Raw genomic sequence first — 20,149 nt, 5'->3', positions numbered from 1 at the left:
TGTAAAGGGATGTAAAAGAAATGATCGGCGAAAATGGAAAAAGGATGTTGTTCTTTTTTTCCAGTTGGATAGAGGTTGYTTATTGTTTTCGTAAAATGTAAAATAGAGTAGGGCTTAAGCAAATAAGCATCCGCATCAACTTTAAAAGCATCAATGGCATACCGTGGGTGCGCCGTAGTGAAAACCAGGTGTTTTGTTTTTTGTCTTAATAAGGTTGCCAGTTCGATTCCGGAAAGTGAAGGCATTTCGACATCCATAAAAATAATATCGACAGGATTAGATACCGATATTTCTGCCAGGGCTTGGAGTGGTTCAGTAAAAGTTTGGATAAGCTTTAAATCAGGCAGTTTCTCCATATATGCTATTAAGCTCTCTAGGGAATGAGGGTCGTCATCAATAGCGATACAACTTATTGACATTTTTTATAGGTTTAGTTGATGCAAATTACAATTTCAACCATTAAAATGAAAAAAAAACATATTCGAAACGGATTTTTATGTATTCAGCAAGGAAAATCAGCTTTTCTTTTGAGGTTATTGTGTAATTTGAAATTTTAAACTAAAGTTATTAAAGCACGCTTTCTTATTTGATTTTAATAACCAGCATTACTTTGAAAAACTGGTCTGAATCAGTAAAGTAGCTGAATTCAGCATTTTTACCATAACTGTAAGCTAAACGCTTCTTTATGTTTTCCAATCCGGAACTTAAGCCTGAGTTGTCTTTAATTGCTTTTACTAAGTTTGAAGTTTCTATGATAAGTTGACCATTTTCAATTCTCAAACTCACTTCGGCAGGATGTGATGGTGTAAGCAGCTCGCCATGCTTAAACATGTTTTCTACTAAAGTGATTAATACTAGAGGAATGATTTTAGTGTTACGTATTTCATCATCGTACCAGAAACGGAGCTGTAAATGGTGATCTTTACGAAGCTGATGCAGGTTGATGAGGTTTTCTACCTGGTTAATCTCCTCATCAAGCAAAATAAATTCTTTATCCTGATTGCTATCAACCGAATAGCGCATCATCTCTGCAAGAGAATGAATGGCCTCTGCTGCAACCGGAGAAGAATCTTTGGCATTTTGGTAAATAAAATCCAGGGTATTAAATAACAAATGGGGCTGTATCTGGGCTTTTAGAAAAGCATTCTCTGATTTTGCGATTTGAATGATGTTATTTAAACGTTGCTTTTCTAAATCTTCGATTTTTTTTCGCTCTTCCAGGAAATTAAGTAGAAAGTAATAACTGGTAGAGAAACTCATAAAATAGATAGCACGATAAATTGGATGAGCAAAAAACGATGCTGTAAATTCAATCTTAAACGGACCATTATAGGATGTGTAGTTGAGAAGGATATAATCTAAAATTACAATTAATATAAGGTACGCAACCAGCTCCAGTAAGATAAATAATGGCAATCTCCACCATCGGCCACCTAGCGTTTTTAATGCAGACGGCAATACAACGTGGGCATGAAAATAAAAGGTTGCCACGTTGAAACTATAAAAAGTAATGTAATTACTGATTAGTTGAAATTTCCCTATAAAAATACCAATGATAACGGCCTCGTAAAATATAAATATGGTCCAACATATAATGTGGAGTTTTTTATCTGATATCCAGCTTAGAATTTTGTGAAATTTATTTTTCCTACTTATTAAGTTCATTTAGCAAGTTAATTTGGGAGCGGGTACATAGGGTTAACAAAGAAACTTTGGTAATTTGCTTCTTTTGATAACTAAAATACTAAAAAATTAGTTTAAGATCGGTTTGTTTTAATTGTTTTCTCCTTAATATAGTCCTGTATGCTTTCACGGTAACTATTTCCTACATTAATAGTTAGATTATTGATCATTTTTAAGGTATTGCCCTCTACCTTTTCAATATAATTCTTGGCTATGATAAATGAGCGATGTACCTGGGCAAAATTCTGATAGTCTTTTAAAATGATTTTTATCTCTGATAACGCAATGTATGATACAATCGTTTCGTTTATGGTAAAAATGCGTACATAGTTTTGAAGACTTTCTACGGCTACAATGTCGGTGTACCTTACTTTAATTAAGTTATTTTTTTCGCTTTTATTCCTAACAAAAAAATAATCATCATCTTGCTTAACTGTTAGGTTTGGTACACTCGGGCTATAAGGGAATAATCTATTTATGGTTTCAGCAAAACGGGCAAAAGTGTATGGTTTTAATAAATAAGCACTAGCATACATTTCAAAAGCCTCGTAAGCATATTTAGAGTGGGAGGTGGTAAATATTAATTTGTCTGTTTTATGCCTTATTGCTTTTGATAATTCTAAGCCCGAGATCATAGGCATATCAACATCTATAAAAACAATGTCAACGTTATCTCCTGCTGTAATTTCGTTTAATGCCTGTAACGGATCTGTATACGAGTTTATTAAATGAACGTTTGCAAGATGATTGATATATGATTTTATACCGTTGACGGCGTGAATGTCGTCATCAATTACGATACATGTTAATTTCATTAGGCGTGTTTTAAGGTTAAACGAAATTATAGGTTGCTTTTTAAATAAAGAAATTATTTTAGGCCTGCAACGATGTTTAGTTGGTTTTTGTAGTAAATATGATATGTATATGTTTTTTTATGCAAGAAACATGATCAGCGAAAACCGATGATGAAGGTTTTTACAAAAAGAATAAAACAAATTTATTTAATTACTTGTATAACAATATATTGTATTTTGAATCGTAGTTATTAATAGATATATTTAATAACCAAAATAATCATCCCTAATCACCTAAAACAATATCCCATGAAAAATAGAACCCGCACCGCCAATAGATTAAACGTGTCTATTACCAAAAAGGTTATTGAACTACAGGAGCAAGGTTACGACTGTGATTTTCTGCTACTGGCTAACGGTAGTTTACAGTGCATGCAAACTAACTTAAGCTATCCGCTAAGTACGGTTGCTATTAAACAAAGGGAACATGGCTACGATTTCTTTAGCCATTCTTATAAAAATGTACATACTATTGAAACAGGAAATGGTGAAAGAGGTGTACTGCTTACCGAAAAAGTATTTTAACCGCTTACTTTATGCCTTTAATCAGTAGTTAAAATTTACTGTGTTTAGCAGGTATTTCATGCGAACTTAATTATTGCGATGCGTTGCAATATCAGACGATATATTTAGGGCATTTTAGTAAAAACTTTTTTTTTCTTCTTTTTGTTTAAATTTTATTGAATATATTTAAACAAAATAATGACTTATTCTATTTCAGATCTTGAACAGCTTTCGGGCATCCATTCTCATACCATCAGGATCTGGGAGCAGCGGTACAATGCACTGAGTCCGATGCGATCTCAAGGCAATACGCGTTTATATGATGATAAGCAGCTTCGAAGACTATTAAACATCGTAAGCTTAAATAAAAGCGGTTTAAAAATTTCTAAAATCTGCAGCCTTTCTGATGAAGCGATTGATAAACTTCTCGACCAACAGTTCTCATATCCTACTGATGATGAGCAGACAGATTATGTTTCGCAACTCATTAGGCATGGTTTGGCTTTTGATGAGCACTCATTTAATCATTTAATTGATCAAAGCATTGATCAGTTGGGACTTTCTGATTGCTACCGGAAAATAATGTATCCATTATTGGTCCGTTTGGGCTTAATGTGGCGAAAAGACGATATTTGCCCTGCACACGAGCATTTTTTATCAAACATTATCCGTCAAAAAATATTTACACATATCAATAATCTTCCTTTAACAAGGCATGCTGGCGAAAGTTGGCTTCTTTTTTTACCGGAAGACGAGGATCATGATATTGGGCTGCTTTTTGCCAGTTATATGCTGAGGATGCATCATCATCAAGTTATTTTCTTAGGCAGCAAAGTTCCATTGGATTCAATTAAGTGGATATTTTCCACATTAAATGTAGGTCATGTTTTGCTTTTTATGATAAAGTCAAGATTAGAACCTGCCGCACAAAAATACATAGATCAATTGTCTGAAATATGCTCATCCGCTAAGATCCATCTTGCGGGAAATAGTGATGTTATTGGTAAACTAAACAATATCGGCCACATCAACTGGTTTAAAACGCTCGATGAATTTGAAAAAACAATACAATACCCTTTTTTACATGAAAGAAATTTTTGATCAACTATCTGCCAATTGTAGCCGGCTTACCACTAAGTTGTATAGTACCAGCTTTTCTTATGGTATTTATTTTCTTGGTAAAGAACTGCGTCAACCCATACACTCCATTTATGGCTTTGTACGTTTAGCAGATGAAATTGTAGATAGTTTCCATCACTATGACAAGAATTTTTTACTGGAAAAATTTAAGGAGGATACTTTCGAAGCCATTAACCTGGGCATTAGTTTAAACCCCATTTTAAATTCATTCCAAAGGGTTGTAAATCAATACCAGATAGATCTGGAGCTGATTGTTCTTTTTCTGAGGAGTATGGAGATGGATCTTTCTACGCAAGAATATACACCAGAACTTTACAACGAATATATTTTAGGCTCCGCAGAAGTGGTAGGTTTGATGTGTTTAAAGGTTTTTACCAATGGCAGTATTGCGGATTACGAACAATTGAAGCCTTACGCCATGAAATTGGGCTCTGCATTTCAGAAGGTTAATTTTTTGAGGGATGTGAAGGCTGATCATCAAACACTTAGCCGGAATTATTTTCCCAATGTTAATTTAGCCCTATTCTGCGATCATCAAAAAAAAGAAATCGAAAAAGAAATTGAAGCCGAATTTGCAATGGCCTTAACTGGTATTAAGCAGTTGCCCACAGCATCCAGAAATGGTGTATATTTGTCTTATATCTATTATAAAAAATTATTTGCTAAGATAAAGCGCTTAAGTGCTGAAAAAATTATGACTGAAAGGATAAGAATCTCGAACACGCGTAAAGTTGGTTTGATGTTTGGTTCTATTATCCGCAATAAGTTAAATGTAATTTAAATGGAAGAACAAGTTATTCTGGTTGATGAGGAGGATGTACCGAAAGGACAGATGGATAAAATGGAAGCACACGAAAAAGGTGTATTGCACCGTGCCTTTTCTGTTTTTATTTTTAATTCTAAACGGGAACTATTACTGCAGCAGAGAGCAATGAGCAAATATCATTCTGCAGGTTTATGGACGAATACCTGTTGCAGTCATCCTCGGATTGGAGAAAGTAATATCCATGCAGCAAAAAGGAGATTGATGGAAGAAATGGGGATGGACTGTGAATTGAACTATCTGTTTAAATTTACCTACAAGGCAATATTTGAAGATGGATTAACGGAACACGAAGTTGATCATGTTTTTTTTGGCATGAGTGATGAATTACCAGTTATAAATCATGATGAAGTAGAAGGCTTTAAGTATATGGATTTGGAGACCTTGGCACAGGATATTGCGATTAATCCGAGTGCTTATACGCCGTGGTTAAGAATCTGCTTGGATAAAGTTGTAACGCACGCATCAACGGCTAAAACAAAAAACGGGCATACAGCCTAAGCCATATACCCGTATCTAAATTAACGCTCTCGGGGACAAATATAGGACTAGTTTAGAAAATTCCTAAAAGTTTAACATTTCTTTTACTTTAAGATTATAGTTCGCAGTTTGGATTTATGTTGATCTGTAAATTAAGGTATTAATATATAGGTATTTATAAGTTTGGACAGAGATAAGTGCTAAAAAATATTTTTTTTCTTAGACATATCATTTTATGATATTTGTTACAGTTTTAGGTTTATCAATCTGTTTTGCTAACTTCTTTTTTCTCGATCGAGAAGCGCTTCTGTGATATTATTCATCCTCTAATTTTTGGAATTTAAATTTATCCTTAATGTGACGGTTAAAATATCTTCCTTTCGATCCGGAAGCCTTTAACATCTTATAAATTTTTTCGGGGACCTTTTTATATTGATAAATCATATCGGTTACAAAGATGATTTTCAATGTTTCTGTAGCTGCATCATAACTAAAATATTTGATTACTGATGATGGCATAATATTAATTTATACCTTAAAAAACAGCTGCTATTAAAAATGGTTTTAATCGTTTTTGAGTGCCGATTCTTCTTTCGCTGCCTTAATTTTTTCTTTTTTAAGGTCAATTCTGATGATATTGTACAAACTCATATAAACATTTGCCACCCATACTATCGAAAAGAAAGAAATAACGTAACCACGCCAATCGGGATAAAGTAAAGTGAATCTGGTAATAAAAAGCAGAATAGCGGTTACATAATGACTGAAGCAATATTCGCAGGTAAAAACATAGAAAAACTTTCGTTTAAATAACTTACTACAATTCTTCGAACGGTCTACACAAAATTCACGTGGTTCTTTAAATATTTCTTCTTTGGTAACTGTCCATGCGATGCAAGCTACGGGTAAGGCCATAATAAAGAGATAATAGATGTGTGCTTCCATGATGATCAAATTCAGGTATAAGTACAACCTTAAAGCCTTGAAAATGTTTAGTTAAGCGATAAACATTTTGAGTATATTTATGTTAGTTAAGATATATCTAATCACTTATTGTTATGGAAAGATCAGAAATTATATCTCTTTTAGAGGTAATCAATCAACAGGTTAGTTCTTCGGTTTTAGGTGGGATGGAAGAAGAGTATGAAGAATTAGAAAGTATGGGCCTGATTAAAATTAACCGCGAATCGGTACAATGGTCGTCTGCTATGACGCCTGCCGGAAATGCTTATTTGGGGCATGATTAGTTGGGGTTAAAGAATTCAGCAATCTGATTGAGTTCTGTTTGGAAGGTAAAACTTTAAGACCTCATTTGTGCAAAGGAGAGCGTCAAAATAAATTGATCATCTCTATAATTTGGAAAGCAGTTGGAGTGGTTCTTCGTTTAATGTAGTCCCGCCCCCGTTTCTGCCCCGATGAAGAATCGTGGCATTTCACTATGGTCGGGTTTAGCTTACTCCTGTTTTTGCTTTTATGCCAGTTTTCCTTGCGATAGGCAATTTACTCTTGACAATTGACTCAAGAACGCTGACTTTGGACCTCGGACTAAATAATGGTCAAAGCCATATAGCCCTGATGGCAATGGAAATCCCTTTTGGACGCCCCTTGCATTGTTTAATATCGGGTTTTAACCAAAAGGATTGGAATGGACAGCAGGACTGAACCCTCCCTAATGGCTACTGGCTTTGCGCTTCAAAAAAATAACTGTTTATTTTTAACGATTGATCAGCATCCCTCCCATCAGAATCTTTACGACTAAACTTTGACCAATTTATTGTTGGAATTCTGCTAAATTTGCAGCAAGTTTAGAATTGTGCCCTAAATAAAATAAAAGGCCATTCTATCTGCAGATATGAACGATTTACAACTTAGAACGGTAAATGTAACCAGATACGTTACGCCTTTGCGCGAGGGTGGCTCTATGCCTGCCATTGCGGAAGCTGATGATAACTTTTTATATGTACTTAAATTTAGAGGGGCAGGACAGGGTACCCGGGCTTTAATTGCCGAACTAATTGGTGGCGAAATAGCCCGCTATTTAGGTTTGCGTGTACCTGAATTGGTTTTTGCCAATTTAGATGAAGCTTTTGGGAGAACAGAACCCGACGAAGAAATCCAAGATCTGCTAAAAGCCAGCGTGGGCTTAAATTTGGCATTACACTATTTATCTGGCGCAATAACATTCGATCCGACTGTAACTACTGTTGATGCTAAACTTGCCTCGCAGATTGTATGGCTAGATTGTTTTTTAACCAACATGGACCGGACGTGCAGAAATACCAATATGTTGCTGTGGCATAAGGAGCTTTGGCTAATCGACCATGGTGCTGCATTATATTTTCATCATTCTTGGCAAAACTGGGAAGAACAGGCTATTAAACCCTTCTTTTTGGTAAAAGACCACGTATTGTTACCATGGGCAACTGAACTGGAAAGTGTAAATGATGAATTCAGCAAACTACTTAGCCCTGAAAAGATCAAATCTGTTATTAATTTAATCCCTGACGACTGGTTGGAAGGCGAAACGAACTTTGAAAGTAAAGCAGCACACCGTAATGCCTATACGCATTTCCTTACTACCAGGTTAACTCATTCAACTATATTTTTAAAGGAAGCACAGCATGCAAGGGAAATTCTTATTTGAGTACGCTGTGATTCGCGTAATGCCCAGGGTAGAACGTGAAGAATTTATTAATGTGGGCATTATTTTGTTTTGTGCCAAGCAAAAGTTTTTAAAAAGTGTTTTTTTCCTGGATGAGACAAGAGTAAAGGCTTTTTCTGCGAAGATAGATTTAGAAGAGCTAAAAGAGAACTTATGTGCTTTTGAAAGAATAAGTACAGCCGCAAAAGGATCAGGTCCCATTGGTCAATACGACCAGGCTTCCCGTTTTAGGTGGCTCACGGCAACCAGAAGTACGGTAGTGCAGTGCTCAAAAGTACACCCTGGTTTTTGCGATGATGCCGAAGAAACTCTATTAAGACTGCATAACGAGCTTGTTTTATAGCGCTATGTGCATGGCGCTAAGCGTTTGATTTACCTTTAAGAACAAATATTTTCGGCTCTTGAAGAATACATCAATCTAACAATTAAGCAATTAATCAGTTTACAATTGGCAGTTTTTAGTTAGCAATCAAACAATTTAACAATTAACCAGTTAACCAATTTTCACAATTAACCAGTTTATCCTTGCCAAAAGAATATTTCAAAAAACTCCAAGATCTGCTCAATACTGAGCGCAACGAAGATTTACAATCGTATTTAAAACTTACTGAAAATACTTCGGCTGCCGATAGGAGAGCCTTGGGTTTAACCTGGTATCCTATTGCAATCAGGAACACCGAAATAGGCCGTGGCGATTATTTAACTGTAGAGTTGGAAAGGACTACCCATCAGGATTTTTCGCATCAGTTCCGTTTTGGTTCGGCGGTGGTATTATTTTCTAATCACGATGCCAAGGAAGATCGGATAGAGGGGATTATAAATCACCAAAGTGGCAGCAGGATGAAAATCAGCTTCCGTGTTGATGAATTACCAGACTGGACCAGAGATGGCAAACTTGGTGTAGATTTACTTTTTGATAATAACAGTTACGACGAAATGCAGAGTGCCCTTAAACAGGCTACACATTTGGCAGAAAATGAATCAGAAAATAAACTGATCCGTATTTTAACGAAAGGAGAAAAACCTTCATTTCGGGGCGAAGAGAAATTTATCATTCCAAATACGCTAAACGACTCGCAGCAATTAGCGGTGAATAAAATTATTGCAGCCGATCATTTGGCTGTGGTTCATGGTCCACCAGGCACTGGAAAAACGACAACACTTGTGCACGCTATAAAATCGTTGGTTAAACACAGCGATCAAAAAATCCTGGTGGTAGCACCAAGTAATACTGCTGTTGATTTACTTACTGAAAAATTAGCGGCTGAAGGGTTAAAAGTAATCCGTGTGGGGAATCCGGCAAGGGTTTCAGAAAGATTGCTTGCGGCTACTCTTGATCATCAAATGGCCGATCATCCGGAGATGAAAACGATTAAGGCTTTAAAAAAACAAGCCAGTGAGTATAAAAACATGGCTCATAAATACAAGCGGAGCTTCGGCAAAGCAGAACGGGAGCAACGTAAGGCCTTGTTTGATGAAGCGCATAAAATTGGAAAGGAAGTAGAAAAAACGGAGCAGTATATTATGGATAATCTGTTTACTAAAGCACAGATTATTACCGCCACCCTGGTGGGAGCCAACCATTATACTGTTCGGAATTTAAAGTATAATACCATTGTAATTGATGAGGCTGGCCAGGCTTTGGAACCTGCTTGTTGGATACCGATTTTAAAAGCACAGAAAGTAATATTAGCTGGTGATCATTTTCAGCTTTCTCCAACTATAAAATCAAATGAAGCAGCCAGAAATGGTTTAAGTAATACTTTACTCGAAAAAGCAGTAAATCTTCATCCAGAGTCGGTTGTGTTGTTAAAAGAGCAATACAGAATGAACAAAAATATTATGGGTTATTCATCTCGGGTGTTTTATAAAAATGAGTTAATAGCGCATCACTCTGTTGCCGATCATTTATTGTTTACCGGCGATCAACCGATTCAATTTATCGATACTGCAGGTTGTAGTTTTGACGAAAAATTAGATGGAACAAGTACAACCAATCCTGATGAAGCTGCATTTTTGGTCAAACATTTAACGAATTTGGTTGCTAGTTTGACAGATAAAACCTTAACTGATAGTTTTCCGTCTGTTGCCATTGTCTCCCCTTATAAACAGCAGGTTCAGATTTTAAATGCGTTGGTTCAGGAAAATGAAATTTTAAATCCATATCGCAATAACATTGCAGTTAACACCATTGATAGCTTTCAGGGGCAGGAACGTGATGTGGTTTATATTAGCCTCACCAGGAGTAATGGTGATGGAAGCATTGGGTTTTTGTCAGATACCAGGAGAATGAATGTTGCCATGACAAGGGCAAAGAAAAAGCTGGTTGTTATTGGCGATAGTTCTACTTTATCGAAATCTAATTTTTATGCTGAATTTATCCAGTATGCTGAGCAATTGAACGCATACCACAGCGCCTGGGAATTTATGGAGCTGTAACCGTAAAATTGTTGCTTTTTACAATTGCTTCACATGATATGACGCAAGTTGATGCTAAACCTTTTCCAGTTTCTTTTCTTCTGCGAGTTTGCCCGATATACTGGCCCCTGCAATTAACAGTTCTTGCGTAATGGTTTTGGTATATTCTGTAATTTCTGATTTAAAATCTTTTACGGATGAGCCTGAACGTATTTCTTCCAATCTTTTTTCCCACTGTCCGGTAAGTTCAGCCTGTGCAATCTGCTTGTCCTTCACTACTTCATAAACAGCCAAACCTTTATTGGTAGGTACAAGATTTCGCTTTTCCCTTGTAATATATTCTCTGGTGATTAACGTTTCGATAATGGATGCACGAGTTGCCGGCGTACCTAAGCCACTATCTTTCATGGCATAACGCAGTTCTTCGTCTTCAATCTCTTTACCACAGGTTTCGAGCGCTTTTAATAGCGAAGCCTCGTTATACATTGGCTTTGGTTTAGTCTGCTTTTCTAAAAGAGATTTTTCTGTTATAGGCAATAGTTCTCCAACAGCAACCTTTGGTAAAGCTACATTGTCTTCATCTTTTTTATCATCTTCAGGGTCGTTAAAAACAGCCCGCCAGCCTGCAGAGCGGATTACCGTTCCATTGGCCACAAACGTAACTCCTGATTGAATGGTTATTTTGGTTAACTCCTTAATACATTCCTGATGAAAAGCCTCAATCATCCGACCAACAACCATATCGTATACAGCTTGTTTATCTGAGCTTAGCCCATAAGCTTGTTCGCCGGTTGGTAAAACAGCATGGTGATCGGTTACTTTTTTAGCGTTAACACTTCGCTTATTTAAAGTGATGGTTTGCAAAAACTGTGCTTGCTTTCCAAAATCAGCATGATCGGTAAATTTTGCAATCAAATCTGGAACTCCGGCAAAAACATCATCACCAATGTAGCGCGATCCGGTACGGGGGTAAGAAACCAATTTGCTCTCGTACAGGTTTTGCAAAATATTAAGTGTTTGATCAGCAGTATATCCCTTTTTCTTATTGGCTTCTTGCTGTAAACTACTTAAGTCGTGCAATAAGGGAGGTGGTTCTTTTCTTGGCTTTGCTTCTACAGCTGTAATGTTTCCGCCGGTTGGAAAACCAGAAGCCACATCCTCTACAAGCGCAAATAACTTTTCTACTTCTTCCTTTTCTTTATAATTCGAGGTTGATATAGCCTTAAAAACCTGTTCATCTTTAGAAAGTAAAATACTGATTTGATAATAGGTTTGAGGAACGAAATTTTTAATCTCCAAAAAACGAGCACAGATCATGGCCAGGGTAGGCGTTTGTACCCGCCCTAATGAAAGAACTGTTCTGTTACCTGCCGAAATACTTAGCGCCTGTGTGGCATTCATTCCCACCAGCCAGTCTGACTCTGAGCGGCAATGGGCCGAATTAAACAAGGTATCGTAATCGGTTCCGGGTTTTAAATTTCTGAATCCATCTTTTATAGCTTCATCTGTTTGCGAAGAGATCCAAAGGCGTTTGAAAGGTTTTTTGCATTTGAGGTAATAATAAATGTACCTGAAAATTAATTCACCCTCACGCCCCGCATCCGTAGCCACAATAATTTCACTCGCCTCATCAAAAAGTTTTTTTATGGTGTCTAATTGTTTTCGCACTGCCGGATCTTCTACAAAACCATCTTTTGTTTTAATCTTTCTAATGGCAAGTTTAAACTTTTGCGGAAGCATGGGTAAATGTTGCTTCCTCCAGCCAATAAAGCCATAATCTTGAGGGGGAGCCAATTGTAATAAATGCCCGAATGCCCAGGTAAAAGAATATCCTTTACCTTCAATGTATCCATCTTTTCTGGTGGTTGCTCCGAAAACTTTAGCAAGTTCACGACCAACAGAGGGCTTTTCTGCAATTACAATCTTCATGAATGGGCTTATCTTTTCAACCCCAAAGATGATTAAAATATTGGCAACCGATTAAAAAAATTACTCACAATGCTACTTAACATTCGTTTGGGCAAACAATTATCAGATAACTTTGTCCATCATTTGTGTCAGAAATTTATATATCGGATTGATTAACAATTCGGTAATATCACTATCTAACAGCTACAATTGATTTTTAATGAATGGATAAAATTTATGAACTGGCAGGTAATAAAATTAAAGTAGGGCTCGAACCACAATTAATCCGCGTGTATAGTAATGCTCAACTTTGGACTTATCTTGATGGAAAAGCAGATGCAAGGTTTGAGCTTTTGATAAATACAATTAAAGCCGATTATGAACAGCATTTCGGTAAAGCACTAGCGATTTCTAACGCTTCGCTTATTGTAGAAATCCTGGTACATGTGTATTGCGATTATCTGGGACTATCCTTCAATCGCATGGTGCAAATAAAATGGATTCAAGCTTTGGTTAAAAAACTGCTCAAACGGGCAGAAGTTGTAGACTGCGGCGAAAAGGGGGTAGACAGTAACCGTTGGGTTTGGGATTTACTAGCCAGTAGCAAATCGTTTTTTATCTGGATTTTACCTAAAAACCTGAACGCCAAAAATATTAAACAACATTAATCCATTTGGGCTGCTAAAATCTGTTCCTGATTTAATACAACACTTGCTGCCAGTGTTTCATTTAAAAATGATGAATTGTATTGTTGTTCTGAATTATTGATGAACAGTACCGTTCGGTCAGAGATGGTATTGATCACCTGATCGGCCAACTTAGCCGGGACAGCAGGACAACCCTGACTTCTGCCCAGTCTGCCTAATTGATCGATGCTTTTTTGACTTACATAACTGGCGCCATGAACCACAATGGACCTTTCTCTTGCATTGCTGTTAAAACCTTGGTCCATACCATCCAATTTAAGCGAACGGCCATGTTTTCCGTAGTAGACTTCACCGGTTAAATAAAAACCTAAGCTACTCTGGTTCGAATTGATATTGTTGGAAAAGTAGGCTGGTTTATCGCCACCACTGTTTTGCCCATGAGCTACCCAAGTATTTAATACCAGTTTTTTGCTCGCAAGATCGATAATATACAGGCGTTTTTTAGAACTTTCCTGATCAAAATCGGCAATGGTTAAAATAGATTTGCTATTTAAAAGACCAGAATATTTTAAGTTATAAAAACCGGTTAGGGCTTTTTCAAAAACCTGTTCACTTAATCCGGCAGAATCTAAATGAACCTGATGGTAAATATTTGAGATATATTGATTGTATAAGCTATCTGTAGCTACGTACTTAACTACTTCTTGTTGTGTATGGGGAAGCTCCGCTGCTTTCCAACTTGTTCCGACAATGCTCATACCCATCAAAAAAATCGTAGCAATGTCCAGGATGTATTTCTTCATTCAGTATGGTTTAGTTTGATATTGAGCTATTTATACGGTTGTTTTGCTCAAATGTTGCCCAAATCAATTCTGTAGCGTTTCAAATACATTTGGTTTTACATTTTCGTGACTTAAAGCGGAATAATATAGCTTTTAGGAATGTGAGGCGGCAAGCTATATCATATCTGTTGTTTCCCGCAGAATCGCAGAAGGACACAGATTTGAGTAGCTTGTCATGCCTAACGGAAATGATCCTCTCTAATTAAATTATAATCTGTGTTAATCGCTTTAATCTGCGGGGGAAAACTTACTAATTTTTCTTTAAATCTATTTTCCTATTTTTGCTGCATAAAAATGTAAAATGCCAAACGAAGAAAATGATTACTCTTTCTGGACCAAATACAAAAGATTTGCTTCAACAGAAATTTTGATGTACCTGATCATGATTATTGGTATTGGCCTCGGGATTATTTTTTTAAGCTAAGTGCTAATTTTAAATAATCTGCAGCATTTACATCATTAATGAATTTCGAAAACTCATTATACTGCGCTGCAGGAAATGTACCATCGTTTAGTATAAATTTCCGGTAATAGGTTAGTTTGTTGCCTACTAAGCTGGCCTTACATACATATTCTCCGAAAGGGCTTTTAAAAGCTTTATCTTGTCCAATAATCAATTCTGTAATTACATTATCTGGCAAGGTATAAACAATGCTATCTTCGTCTGTATATCCACGGTTAATGTAAACAGGCAGTGTTCTGTTCTTTATTTCAGGAATTGACCGCCTCAGGTTAAAGGCATTGAGCTGTAAAAACATTTTATTTCCATTAACAGGCGCATAATTTCTGATATTAATGCTTACTTCTTCAGTTAATTTGGGCGATATATCTTTTTTCTGCGCAAAGGACACTGCTTCGAAATCAATATTGTCAATGTTATAAGCTTCTTTTAGTAGTTTATGCTGTTCGGTTATTGATTTACCAATCAGCGATTCCTGATTTTCATATTGTGAGCCAGCATACACGGTATTCATTTTTCCAGATACAGTGCCATCTAACTGAACAGTTAAGTTGGCTTTACGTATCTGCAAGTTCTCAGCAGTTGTTAGTTTTGGTGTATGCAATAGTTTACCTCCCTCGTTAGTACAGGCAAGCACCAATCTATCATCCGTAAAATCGCTTAAAAAGCCAAAGGGGATTTTTTGGCTGGTGCATTCTAACCAGGTTGTGTCGCCCTTTAACGGCATGCATAAAATAATATGATTGCCTTGTACCATACTGGCATAGTTCGGGTCCATACTTTTCTTTTCAGAACCAGCCGATACTACGCAGTAATAAGAATCTATATTTGCTGCACTGAGCAGGCTTTGCATATAGTTTACTAAAGCTTTACAATCACCATAAGCCAACCGATCTACTTCGCTGGCTGCAATCGGCTGAAAACCACCAATACCAATCTGTACACTAATGTATCTTGTTTTCTCTTGTAAGTACTGATAGATTTTACGCGCCTTATCCTTGTCCGTTTTTTCGTTCTTTACAAGATCCTTTATCATTTCGATGGTGGCAGGTGGCAAGGCTTTGCGTTCTGCTAACAAATCGTCATAAATCCACTTGCCTAGCTCTTTCCAGTTGGTATAACTGCCTTTATGGTTGTAATAATAAAACGCTTGCGGGGCAATCTGGATGTTGGTTGCATAAGTTTCGTGCGCCGGGCTATAGGGTTCAGTTCTAACCGCCAGGATATTATTTGCCTTCCAAATTGTTTTTTTCTGCTTCTCATCAGTTAGTACTTCTGGTGTTCCGCTATAATTCTGGGTTTTTATTCTTACCTGATCTGTTGGCTTACAAATAAAGGTATAAGTACTTTTCTCTACTGAAACATCATCTGCTGGTTTCGGGCTCCAATCGGGTATAATCAGATTTTGTTTATTTCTAATTTCATAATTGTAAACCAGGGTGTAAGGATATTGGTTTACCGGTGGTAGATAGTGTTTTACGCGGCTATCAACAAATAGGGAGAACCCATCGGCCGCGCTCATATCAGCAAAATCGTTTTGAGAAAACTTGTTGGTGAGTTTGCCAACGCTGTTGTAAACTTCTCCTCTTATCCCTTTAATTGAAATATTTTTATCGTAATAGAGTACCAAACGTGCTTCGTCCTCTCCATTTTGGTTAAATACCGTAATGGCTTTTTTTACATTAAGCATTACGTTATCAGGCGAGCGCATATCGATGGTTGTTTCTTCATTCCTGATACAGGCATTGGCGCGGTTGCGCAGGTTAGCGGGAATTAAATCAACATCATAGTTGTCTTGCGCAAAGCCAACAACAGAAACTAAAAGCAAGGAAAATGTGGTAAATAAGAATCTCATTTAATTTGCTTTTTTTAATAAAAACTCTGTTTTCTGGTTTTGGATGATCTTGCTATAGAATTCCTTTAAGAAAAGATATTCTTCAGGCTGATAAATAGCATTGTTAAACTGTAAAATCTGACTCATCGAAATAGTGTTTCCATCTAAACCTGTTTGCAATAAATACTTTCCACCAGAATTGGGTAAAGCTATTGCCATATCTTTTGGTTTTTCTATCAATTGGTATTTTTCTGGTAAAAGCACATTGATGATAATGCGCTCGTCAGACGCTGCACCCAAATCAACTGGGTAGGTACGTTCGTTTAAATTAAATGGATTTTTCGAAATGGTATTGATAAAAAATGGGCTAAAATAAAACTGATCTTTATTTGTACCATCGTTTATGGTAAACTCTACCTCGTATTTTTCTATTAAAGAATTTTCTACACTATCCAGGTTCAAAATTTGATGATCAAGTATCTTAATTCTGGTTAAACGTTCATCAAGCTTCTCGACATATTCATCCGGCGAATTGTATCGAAGAATATCTTTACGTTTGCCATATGCCGCGTAACCCATGGTATGGGTAGTTAAAGTGCCAATGATTTTTCCTTCAGTTGTCATTTTTCCTGTTAGGATATAACTGGTAGTTGTTTTCTGGCTGGCCTTTAAATCAATCCAGTAAGATGGTTTCTTTAAATTGATTACCCTGCCCTGGTCGTTAATACACCGAAGTGGTAACAATCCGAAGGGTAGAAGTGGTTCTGTAGCATCCAGTAAATAACTTTTATCGGCAAGATTTACTTTAGCAACCAGGTAATTAAAATCACTCATTACCGGATAAAGCTTGTTTACTGTTCCATTATCACGGGTAGAAAGGATAACAGCCTCTACATCTAAACCAGCTGCAGAAAGTGCCGCAATTAGGCTCAGGTTAATATCTGCTACGTTGCCCGATCTGTTTTCTAGTGCTTTTTTAATGTTATCTTCGGCGTATTTTCCGTAATAATTATTCCATTTGATCTGTTTTTTAATGTAATTATAAACGGCTTTTGCTTTATCTAAATCGGTAGTGCTTCCTTTCGTAATTTCTGGAATGAGGTCTTTAAAAACATCTTTCCTTTTCATCTGATCGCCCAGGGTTTTATACGATGACAGTTCATAATCAACATCTTTCCAGGTTTTAGTATAGGAAGTTTTTGCTCCATTCAAATTCTGTACGTCCGAAAGCTCAAAATAAATAGCCGATTTAAAGTTACTGGGCGCGGTCATGTTATCCTCTTCGATAAATGCCGGAATGTTTTTCATCATGTAGTTGATTTTTGAGCAATCGATAGCTACGCCTGAAAGCCTTAAACATTCTTTGCTCAGTTCTGCTTTTTGATCCGTCAGTTTTTGAAATCCACGTAAGGAAACATTGTAATTGTAAATGCCTGGGATGTAAACCAAATATTCGCTAATCACCTTTGGAATGCTGCTTTGAAATTCCCATGTTTTGAAATTAAATAAGTTGGGCGATTTTAACCTATAACTATATTCAATTATAGCGCCTTCTTTGAGGTTTGGAAGCGTAAACTTGGTTAGTCTGGTGTATTTTGACCGGTTTTCAGTGAAAACAGCCTTTCTGTCCATTACGGTTTCTACAAAATTATTGTTTACATAATTAAAAGTAGAAGCTTTTAAATCATTGATCGTTTCTTCGCGAGATTCGTCTTTATAGGTTGGAATAACAATATTAGCTTCCTTAAAGCCTTCTTTATTATAGATTTTGATTTTCACATGGTGCTCAAAAATCAGTTCTAAACTTCCAGTATTATCATCCCTTTGGATAGATGCTGTACCAAACTCTTTTAAAACAATAGCGTTGGCATTACTGTCTAATTTTTTTCTGTCGAATTCGTAATCATCATAAGTGATTGCGCCAAAGTCAAAGTTTTGAGCATGAGTAGTTAATGATAAAAATAGGAGGAATAGTATGGCTAATGTCTTATTCATTTGAGCGTATATAAATTGTCGCAATTTAATCCTACAAACTAACATTCTGAAATAATTTGACAATTAAATTTATAAATTAATAAAGCTGTTTTACAGAACTAATGAAACCTTTTTAGCACTTTTGAAAAAAAAGAATTTGACATTCCGATTCAAATCTAATGTCGCCAATCTCACATCATAAGAAATGAAATTAAATTTAAAGCGCCCATTAGCATTTTTTGATTTAGAAGCTACTGGAATTAATGTTGGAGCCGACAGAATCGTTGAAATAGCGATTTTAAAAGCCATGCCAGATGGTTCTGAACTGGTTAAAACCTGGCGTGTAAATCCAGAAATGCCGATTCCTTTGCAAACTTCGTTAATACACGGTATTTATGATGAAGACATTGCAAACGAGCCTACCTTTAAAACTTTGGCAGCCGAAATTGCCGAATTTATTGGAGAAAGTGATCTGGCGGGATACAATTCGAATAAATTTGATATCCCGATGCTTTTAGAAGAATTTTTAAGAGCTGAAGTAGATTTTGATATGAATAACCGCAAGTTTGTTGATGTACAGAATATATTCCATCAAATGGAGCAACGTACCTTAAAAGCGGCTTATAAATTCTATTGTCAGGAAGATTTAATTAATGCACATGCTGCAGAAGCAGATGTTATTGCCACTTATAAGGTTTTACTTGGACAGTTAGAAATGTACAAAGAAACCGAGTTTGAGAGCAAACAAGGTGTAAAAAGTATTCCCGTTGTAAATGACGTAGATGCACTGCATATTTTTACCAATATTAATAAACCGGTAGATTTTGCTGGTAGATTGGTGTATAATGATAATGATGAAGTGTGTTTCAATTTTGGTAAACATAAAGGTAAAACAACAGCACAGGTATTTTCAGTAGAACCTAGTTATTATGCCTGGATGAAGAATGGCGATTTCCCCTTGTACACAAAGAAGAAATTAGATGAGGAGTGGGCAAAATTCAATGTAAAGAAAAATGAGAACAGGGCAGCACGACCTCAAAATAATACACCTGCCAATAAACCTCAATATCAACAGAAACCTCAACCAAAGACAGAAAAACCTGCACAGCCGATTAATACAGATATGTTGGAGCAGTTGAAAATGAAGTTTGGTAAGTAGATTTTGGTTAATCGGTTAATATTGATTTTTTATTAAAAGATAAGATTACGCTATGCGCAAAGCGCTTTGCCCTAAACTCAAAAAATGAAATCTATAAAAATATTTAGCCTTTTATTGTGTACAGCGTTTTACGCTAATGCGCAGACTACTTTATCAATAGCACCTGAATTTCAAAAAACCTATCAAAAGGAAACGAGAAATATGGACGGAAAACCTGGGAAAAATTATTGGCAAAATATTTCAAAATATGATCTTAATGTAGATTTTAATCCAACCAGCAGGTTGTTAAAAGGTAAGGTTCAGGTAACTTATACCAATAATAGTCCTGATACGCTGAAGCAGATATGGTTTAAGCTTTACCCAAATCTATATAAAAAAGGAACACCAAGAAAGTCAAAATTGGCAGAGTCTGACCTGGGTGATGGAGTTGATATTGAAAAACTGGCAACGAACGGAAAGTCAATCACTGATTTTAAAATTGATGGAACCAATATGACGGTGAATGTTCCTGCGGTTGTTCCTGGCAGAACCATTAGCTTTTCTATAGATTATAGCTATACTTTAAATAAAGGATCGCATATGCGTACAGGTCAGGTAGATGAGGGATCTCATTTCGTGGCTTACTTTTTCCCGCGTATTGCGGTTTATGATGATGTAGACGGGTGGAATAAATTCCCTTACACAGGAGCTGAGGAGTTTTATAACGATTTTGACCAGTTCAATGCTTCAATTACGGTTCCAGGTGGATATGGAGTTTGGGC

Annotated in this window: 21 protein-coding genes; 12 read left to right on the top strand and 9 right to left on the bottom strand. The window is 36.4% G+C overall.

Annotated elements, in window-relative coordinates; genetic code table 11:
- From AC1DPQ_RS01325 to AC1DPQ_RS01315, 3 genes are all read right to left on the bottom strand, one after another.
- A partial coding sequence (locus tag AC1DPQ_RS01325) for a LytR/AlgR family response regulator transcription factor (protein WP_477607602.1) occupies positions 1-419 on the bottom strand: 419 nt, incomplete at its 3' end.
- 163 nt (positions 420-582) lie between these two features.
- Complete coding sequence (locus AC1DPQ_RS01320; RefSeq protein WP_477607600.1) at positions 583-1,491, bottom strand: sensor histidine kinase; 909 nt, start codon at positions 1,489-1,491, stop codon at positions 583-585.
- A gap of 266 nt (positions 1,492-1,757) precedes the next feature.
- A complete protein-coding gene (locus AC1DPQ_RS01315; protein ID WP_477585273.1) occupies positions 1,758-2,498 on the bottom strand; it encodes a LytR/AlgR family response regulator transcription factor in 741 nt (246 codons plus the stop codon).
- Positions 2,499-2,786: 288 nt separating this feature from the next.
- Here AC1DPQ_RS01315 and AC1DPQ_RS01310 point away from each other — a divergent pair, with 288 nt between their 5' ends.
- The 4 genes from AC1DPQ_RS01310 to idi all read left to right on the top strand — a co-directional run bounded on the left by AC1DPQ_RS01310 (position 2,787) and on the right by idi (position 5,505).
- Positions 2,787-3,062, top strand: a complete 276-nt coding sequence (locus tag AC1DPQ_RS01310; protein ID WP_215127552.1) for a hypothetical protein — start codon at positions 2,787-2,789, stop codon at positions 3,060-3,062.
- A gap of 177 nt (positions 3,063-3,239) precedes the next feature.
- Positions 3,240-4,142: a MerR family transcriptional regulator gene (locus AC1DPQ_RS01305; protein ID WP_477585272.1), complete on the top strand. Its 903-nt coding sequence runs from the start codon at positions 3,240-3,242 to the stop codon at positions 4,140-4,142.
- Positions 4,126-4,962, top strand: coding sequence for a phytoene/squalene synthase family protein (locus AC1DPQ_RS01300; RefSeq protein WP_477607598.1), 837 nt, complete (start codon positions 4,126-4,128; stop codon positions 4,960-4,962). The genes AC1DPQ_RS01305 and AC1DPQ_RS01300 overlap by 17 nt, the downstream gene beginning before the upstream one ends.
- Positions 4,963-5,505, top strand: coding sequence for an isopentenyl-diphosphate Delta-isomerase (idi, locus tag AC1DPQ_RS01295; RefSeq protein WP_477582399.1), 543 nt, complete (start codon positions 4,963-4,965; stop codon positions 5,503-5,505). It abuts the gene before it with no gap.
- A 294-nt stretch (positions 5,506-5,799) separates the two neighbouring features.
- Here the strand turns inward: idi and AC1DPQ_RS01290 are convergent, their stop codons facing one another.
- Together AC1DPQ_RS01290 and AC1DPQ_RS01285 are read right to left on the bottom strand one after the other, a co-directional pair.
- Complete coding sequence (locus AC1DPQ_RS01290; protein WP_477582397.1) at positions 5,800-6,003, bottom strand: KTSC domain-containing protein; 204 nt, start codon at positions 6,001-6,003, stop codon at positions 5,800-5,802.
- A gap of 45 nt (positions 6,004-6,048) precedes the next feature.
- Positions 6,049-6,429: a hypothetical protein gene (locus tag AC1DPQ_RS01285; protein ID WP_477582395.1), complete on the bottom strand. Its 381-nt coding sequence runs from the start codon at positions 6,427-6,429 to the stop codon at positions 6,049-6,051.
- A gap of 113 nt (positions 6,430-6,542) precedes the next feature.
- On the opposite strand from AC1DPQ_RS01285, the gene AC1DPQ_RS01280 reads away from it, so the two are divergent.
- The 4 genes from AC1DPQ_RS01280 (at position 6,543) to AC1DPQ_RS01265 (ending at position 10,585) form a co-directional block, all read left to right on the top strand.
- The gene (locus tag AC1DPQ_RS01280; protein WP_057934571.1) at positions 6,543-6,731 is read left to right on the top strand and encodes a hypothetical protein; all 189 of its coding nucleotides are present in this window, start codon (positions 6,543-6,545) and stop codon (positions 6,729-6,731) included.
- 605 nt (positions 6,732-7,336) lie between these two features.
- Positions 7,337-8,128 (top strand): HipA family kinase, encoded by a 792-nt coding sequence (locus AC1DPQ_RS01275; protein ID WP_477582394.1) that lies wholly within the window; start codon positions 7,337-7,339, stop codon positions 8,126-8,128.
- The gene (locus AC1DPQ_RS01270; protein ID WP_477582393.1) at positions 8,106-8,489 is read left to right on the top strand and encodes a DUF3037 domain-containing protein; all 384 of its coding nucleotides are present in this window, start codon (positions 8,106-8,108) and stop codon (positions 8,487-8,489) included. Before AC1DPQ_RS01275 ends, AC1DPQ_RS01270 begins: the two co-directional genes overlap by 23 nt.
- Positions 8,490-8,671: 182 nt before the next feature.
- Positions 8,672-10,585 carry an AAA domain-containing protein gene (locus AC1DPQ_RS01265; RefSeq protein ID WP_477607596.1) on the top strand — a complete coding sequence of 638 codons (1,914 nt, stop codon included), beginning with the start codon at positions 8,672-8,674 and terminating at the stop codon, positions 10,583-10,585.
- 54 nt (positions 10,586-10,639) lie between these two features.
- Here AC1DPQ_RS01265 and topB read toward each other — a convergent pair whose 3' ends face one another.
- A complete protein-coding gene (gene topB / locus AC1DPQ_RS01260; protein ID WP_477582388.1) occupies positions 10,640-12,493 on the bottom strand; it encodes a DNA topoisomerase III in 1,854 nt (617 codons plus the stop codon).
- Positions 12,494-12,696: 203 nt separating this feature from the next.
- On the opposite strand from topB, the gene AC1DPQ_RS01255 reads away from it, so the two are divergent.
- Positions 12,697-13,140, top strand: a complete 444-nt coding sequence (locus AC1DPQ_RS01255; RefSeq protein WP_051691878.1) for a hypothetical protein — start codon at positions 12,697-12,699, stop codon at positions 13,138-13,140.
- Here the strand turns inward: AC1DPQ_RS01255 and AC1DPQ_RS01250 are convergent.
- Positions 13,137-13,922 (bottom strand): murein L,D-transpeptidase catalytic domain family protein, encoded by a 786-nt coding sequence (locus AC1DPQ_RS01250; RefSeq protein WP_477582387.1) that lies wholly within the window; start codon positions 13,920-13,922, stop codon positions 13,137-13,139. The genes AC1DPQ_RS01255 and AC1DPQ_RS01250 overlap by 4 nt on opposite strands.
- 340 nt (positions 13,923-14,262) lie before the next feature.
- Here AC1DPQ_RS01250 and AC1DPQ_RS01245 point away from each other — a divergent pair, with 340 nt between their 5' ends.
- Positions 14,263-14,385 carry a hypothetical protein gene (locus AC1DPQ_RS01245; RefSeq protein ID WP_255512125.1) on the top strand — a complete coding sequence of 41 codons (123 nt, stop codon included), beginning with the start codon at positions 14,263-14,265 and terminating at the stop codon, positions 14,383-14,385.
- On the opposite strand, the gene AC1DPQ_RS01240 is transcribed toward AC1DPQ_RS01245, so the two are convergent.
- Positions 14,369-16,276, bottom strand: a complete 1,908-nt coding sequence (locus AC1DPQ_RS01240) for a DUF3857 domain-containing protein (RefSeq protein WP_477607594.1) — start codon at positions 16,274-16,276, stop codon at positions 14,369-14,371. The genes AC1DPQ_RS01245 and AC1DPQ_RS01240 overlap by 17 nt on opposite strands.
- The gene (locus AC1DPQ_RS01235; RefSeq protein ID WP_477607592.1) at positions 16,277-18,250 is read right to left on the bottom strand and encodes a transglutaminase family protein; all 1,974 of its coding nucleotides are present in this window, start codon (positions 18,248-18,250) and stop codon (positions 16,277-16,279) included.
- A 184-nt stretch (positions 18,251-18,434) separates the two neighbouring features.
- On the opposite strand from AC1DPQ_RS01235, the gene AC1DPQ_RS01230 reads away from it, so the two are divergent.
- Positions 18,435-19,388 (top strand): exonuclease domain-containing protein, encoded by a 954-nt coding sequence (locus AC1DPQ_RS01230; RefSeq protein ID WP_477582300.1) that lies wholly within the window; start codon positions 18,435-18,437, stop codon positions 19,386-19,388.
- Positions 19,389-19,472: 84 nt separating this feature from the next.
- Positions 19,473-20,149: gluzincin family metallopeptidase (locus tag AC1DPQ_RS01225; RefSeq protein WP_477607590.1), on the top strand; the 677-nt coding region annotated here is incomplete at its 3' end.

It is taken from the genome of Pedobacter sp. 01T416_2 (assembly GCF_056398925.1).
This window is presented reverse-complemented; position numbering and strand designations above follow the sequence as displayed.

Excerpts from the sequence above, each read along its gene's own strand:
- topB (WP_477582388.1), bottom strand. The coding sequence starts at position 12,493 with ATGAAGATTGTAATTGCAGAAAAGCCCTCTGTTGGTCGTGAACTTGCT.
- AC1DPQ_RS01245 (WP_255512125.1), top strand. The coding sequence starts at position 14,263 with ATGCCAAACGAAGAAAATGATTACTCTTTCTGGACCAAATACAAAAGA.
- AC1DPQ_RS01285 (WP_477582395.1), bottom strand. The coding sequence starts at position 6,429 with ATGGAAGCACACATCTATTATCTCTTTATTATGGCCTTACCCGTAGCT.
- AC1DPQ_RS01310 (WP_215127552.1), top strand. The coding sequence starts at position 2,787 with ATGAAAAATAGAACCCGCACCGCCAATAGATTAAACGTGTCTATTACC.
- AC1DPQ_RS01305 (WP_477585272.1), top strand. The coding sequence starts at position 3,240 with ATGACTTATTCTATTTCAGATCTTGAACAGCTTTCGGGCATCCATTCT.
- AC1DPQ_RS01275 (WP_477582394.1), top strand. The coding sequence starts at position 7,337 with ATGAACGATTTACAACTTAGAACGGTAAATGTAACCAGATACGTTACG.
- AC1DPQ_RS01250 (WP_477582387.1), bottom strand. The coding sequence starts at position 13,922 with ATGAAGAAATACATCCTGGACATTGCTACGATTTTTTTGATGGGTATG.
- idi (WP_477582399.1), top strand. The coding sequence starts at position 4,963 with ATGGAAGAACAAGTTATTCTGGTTGATGAGGAGGATGTACCGAAAGGA.
- AC1DPQ_RS01315 (WP_477585273.1), bottom strand. The coding sequence starts at position 2,498 with ATGAAATTAACATGTATCGTAATTGATGACGACATTCACGCCGTCAAC.
- AC1DPQ_RS01280 (WP_057934571.1), top strand. The coding sequence starts at position 6,543 with ATGGAAAGATCAGAAATTATATCTCTTTTAGAGGTAATCAATCAACAG.
- AC1DPQ_RS01235 (WP_477607592.1), bottom strand. The coding sequence starts at position 18,250 with ATGAATAAGACATTAGCCATACTATTCCTCCTATTTTTATCATTAACT.
- AC1DPQ_RS01270 (WP_477582393.1), top strand. The coding sequence starts at position 8,106 with ATGCAAGGGAAATTCTTATTTGAGTACGCTGTGATTCGCGTAATGCCC.
- AC1DPQ_RS01255 (WP_051691878.1), top strand. The coding sequence starts at position 12,697 with ATGGATAAAATTTATGAACTGGCAGGTAATAAAATTAAAGTAGGGCTC.
- AC1DPQ_RS01240 (WP_477607594.1), bottom strand. The coding sequence starts at position 16,276 with ATGAGATTCTTATTTACCACATTTTCCTTGCTTTTAGTTTCTGTTGTT.
- AC1DPQ_RS01290 (WP_477582397.1), bottom strand. The coding sequence starts at position 6,003 with ATGCCATCATCAGTAATCAAATATTTTAGTTATGATGCAGCTACAGAA.
- AC1DPQ_RS01230 (WP_477582300.1), top strand. The coding sequence starts at position 18,435 with ATGAAATTAAATTTAAAGCGCCCATTAGCATTTTTTGATTTAGAAGCT.
- AC1DPQ_RS01300 (WP_477607598.1), top strand. The coding sequence starts at position 4,126 with ATGAAAGAAATTTTTGATCAACTATCTGCCAATTGTAGCCGGCTTACC.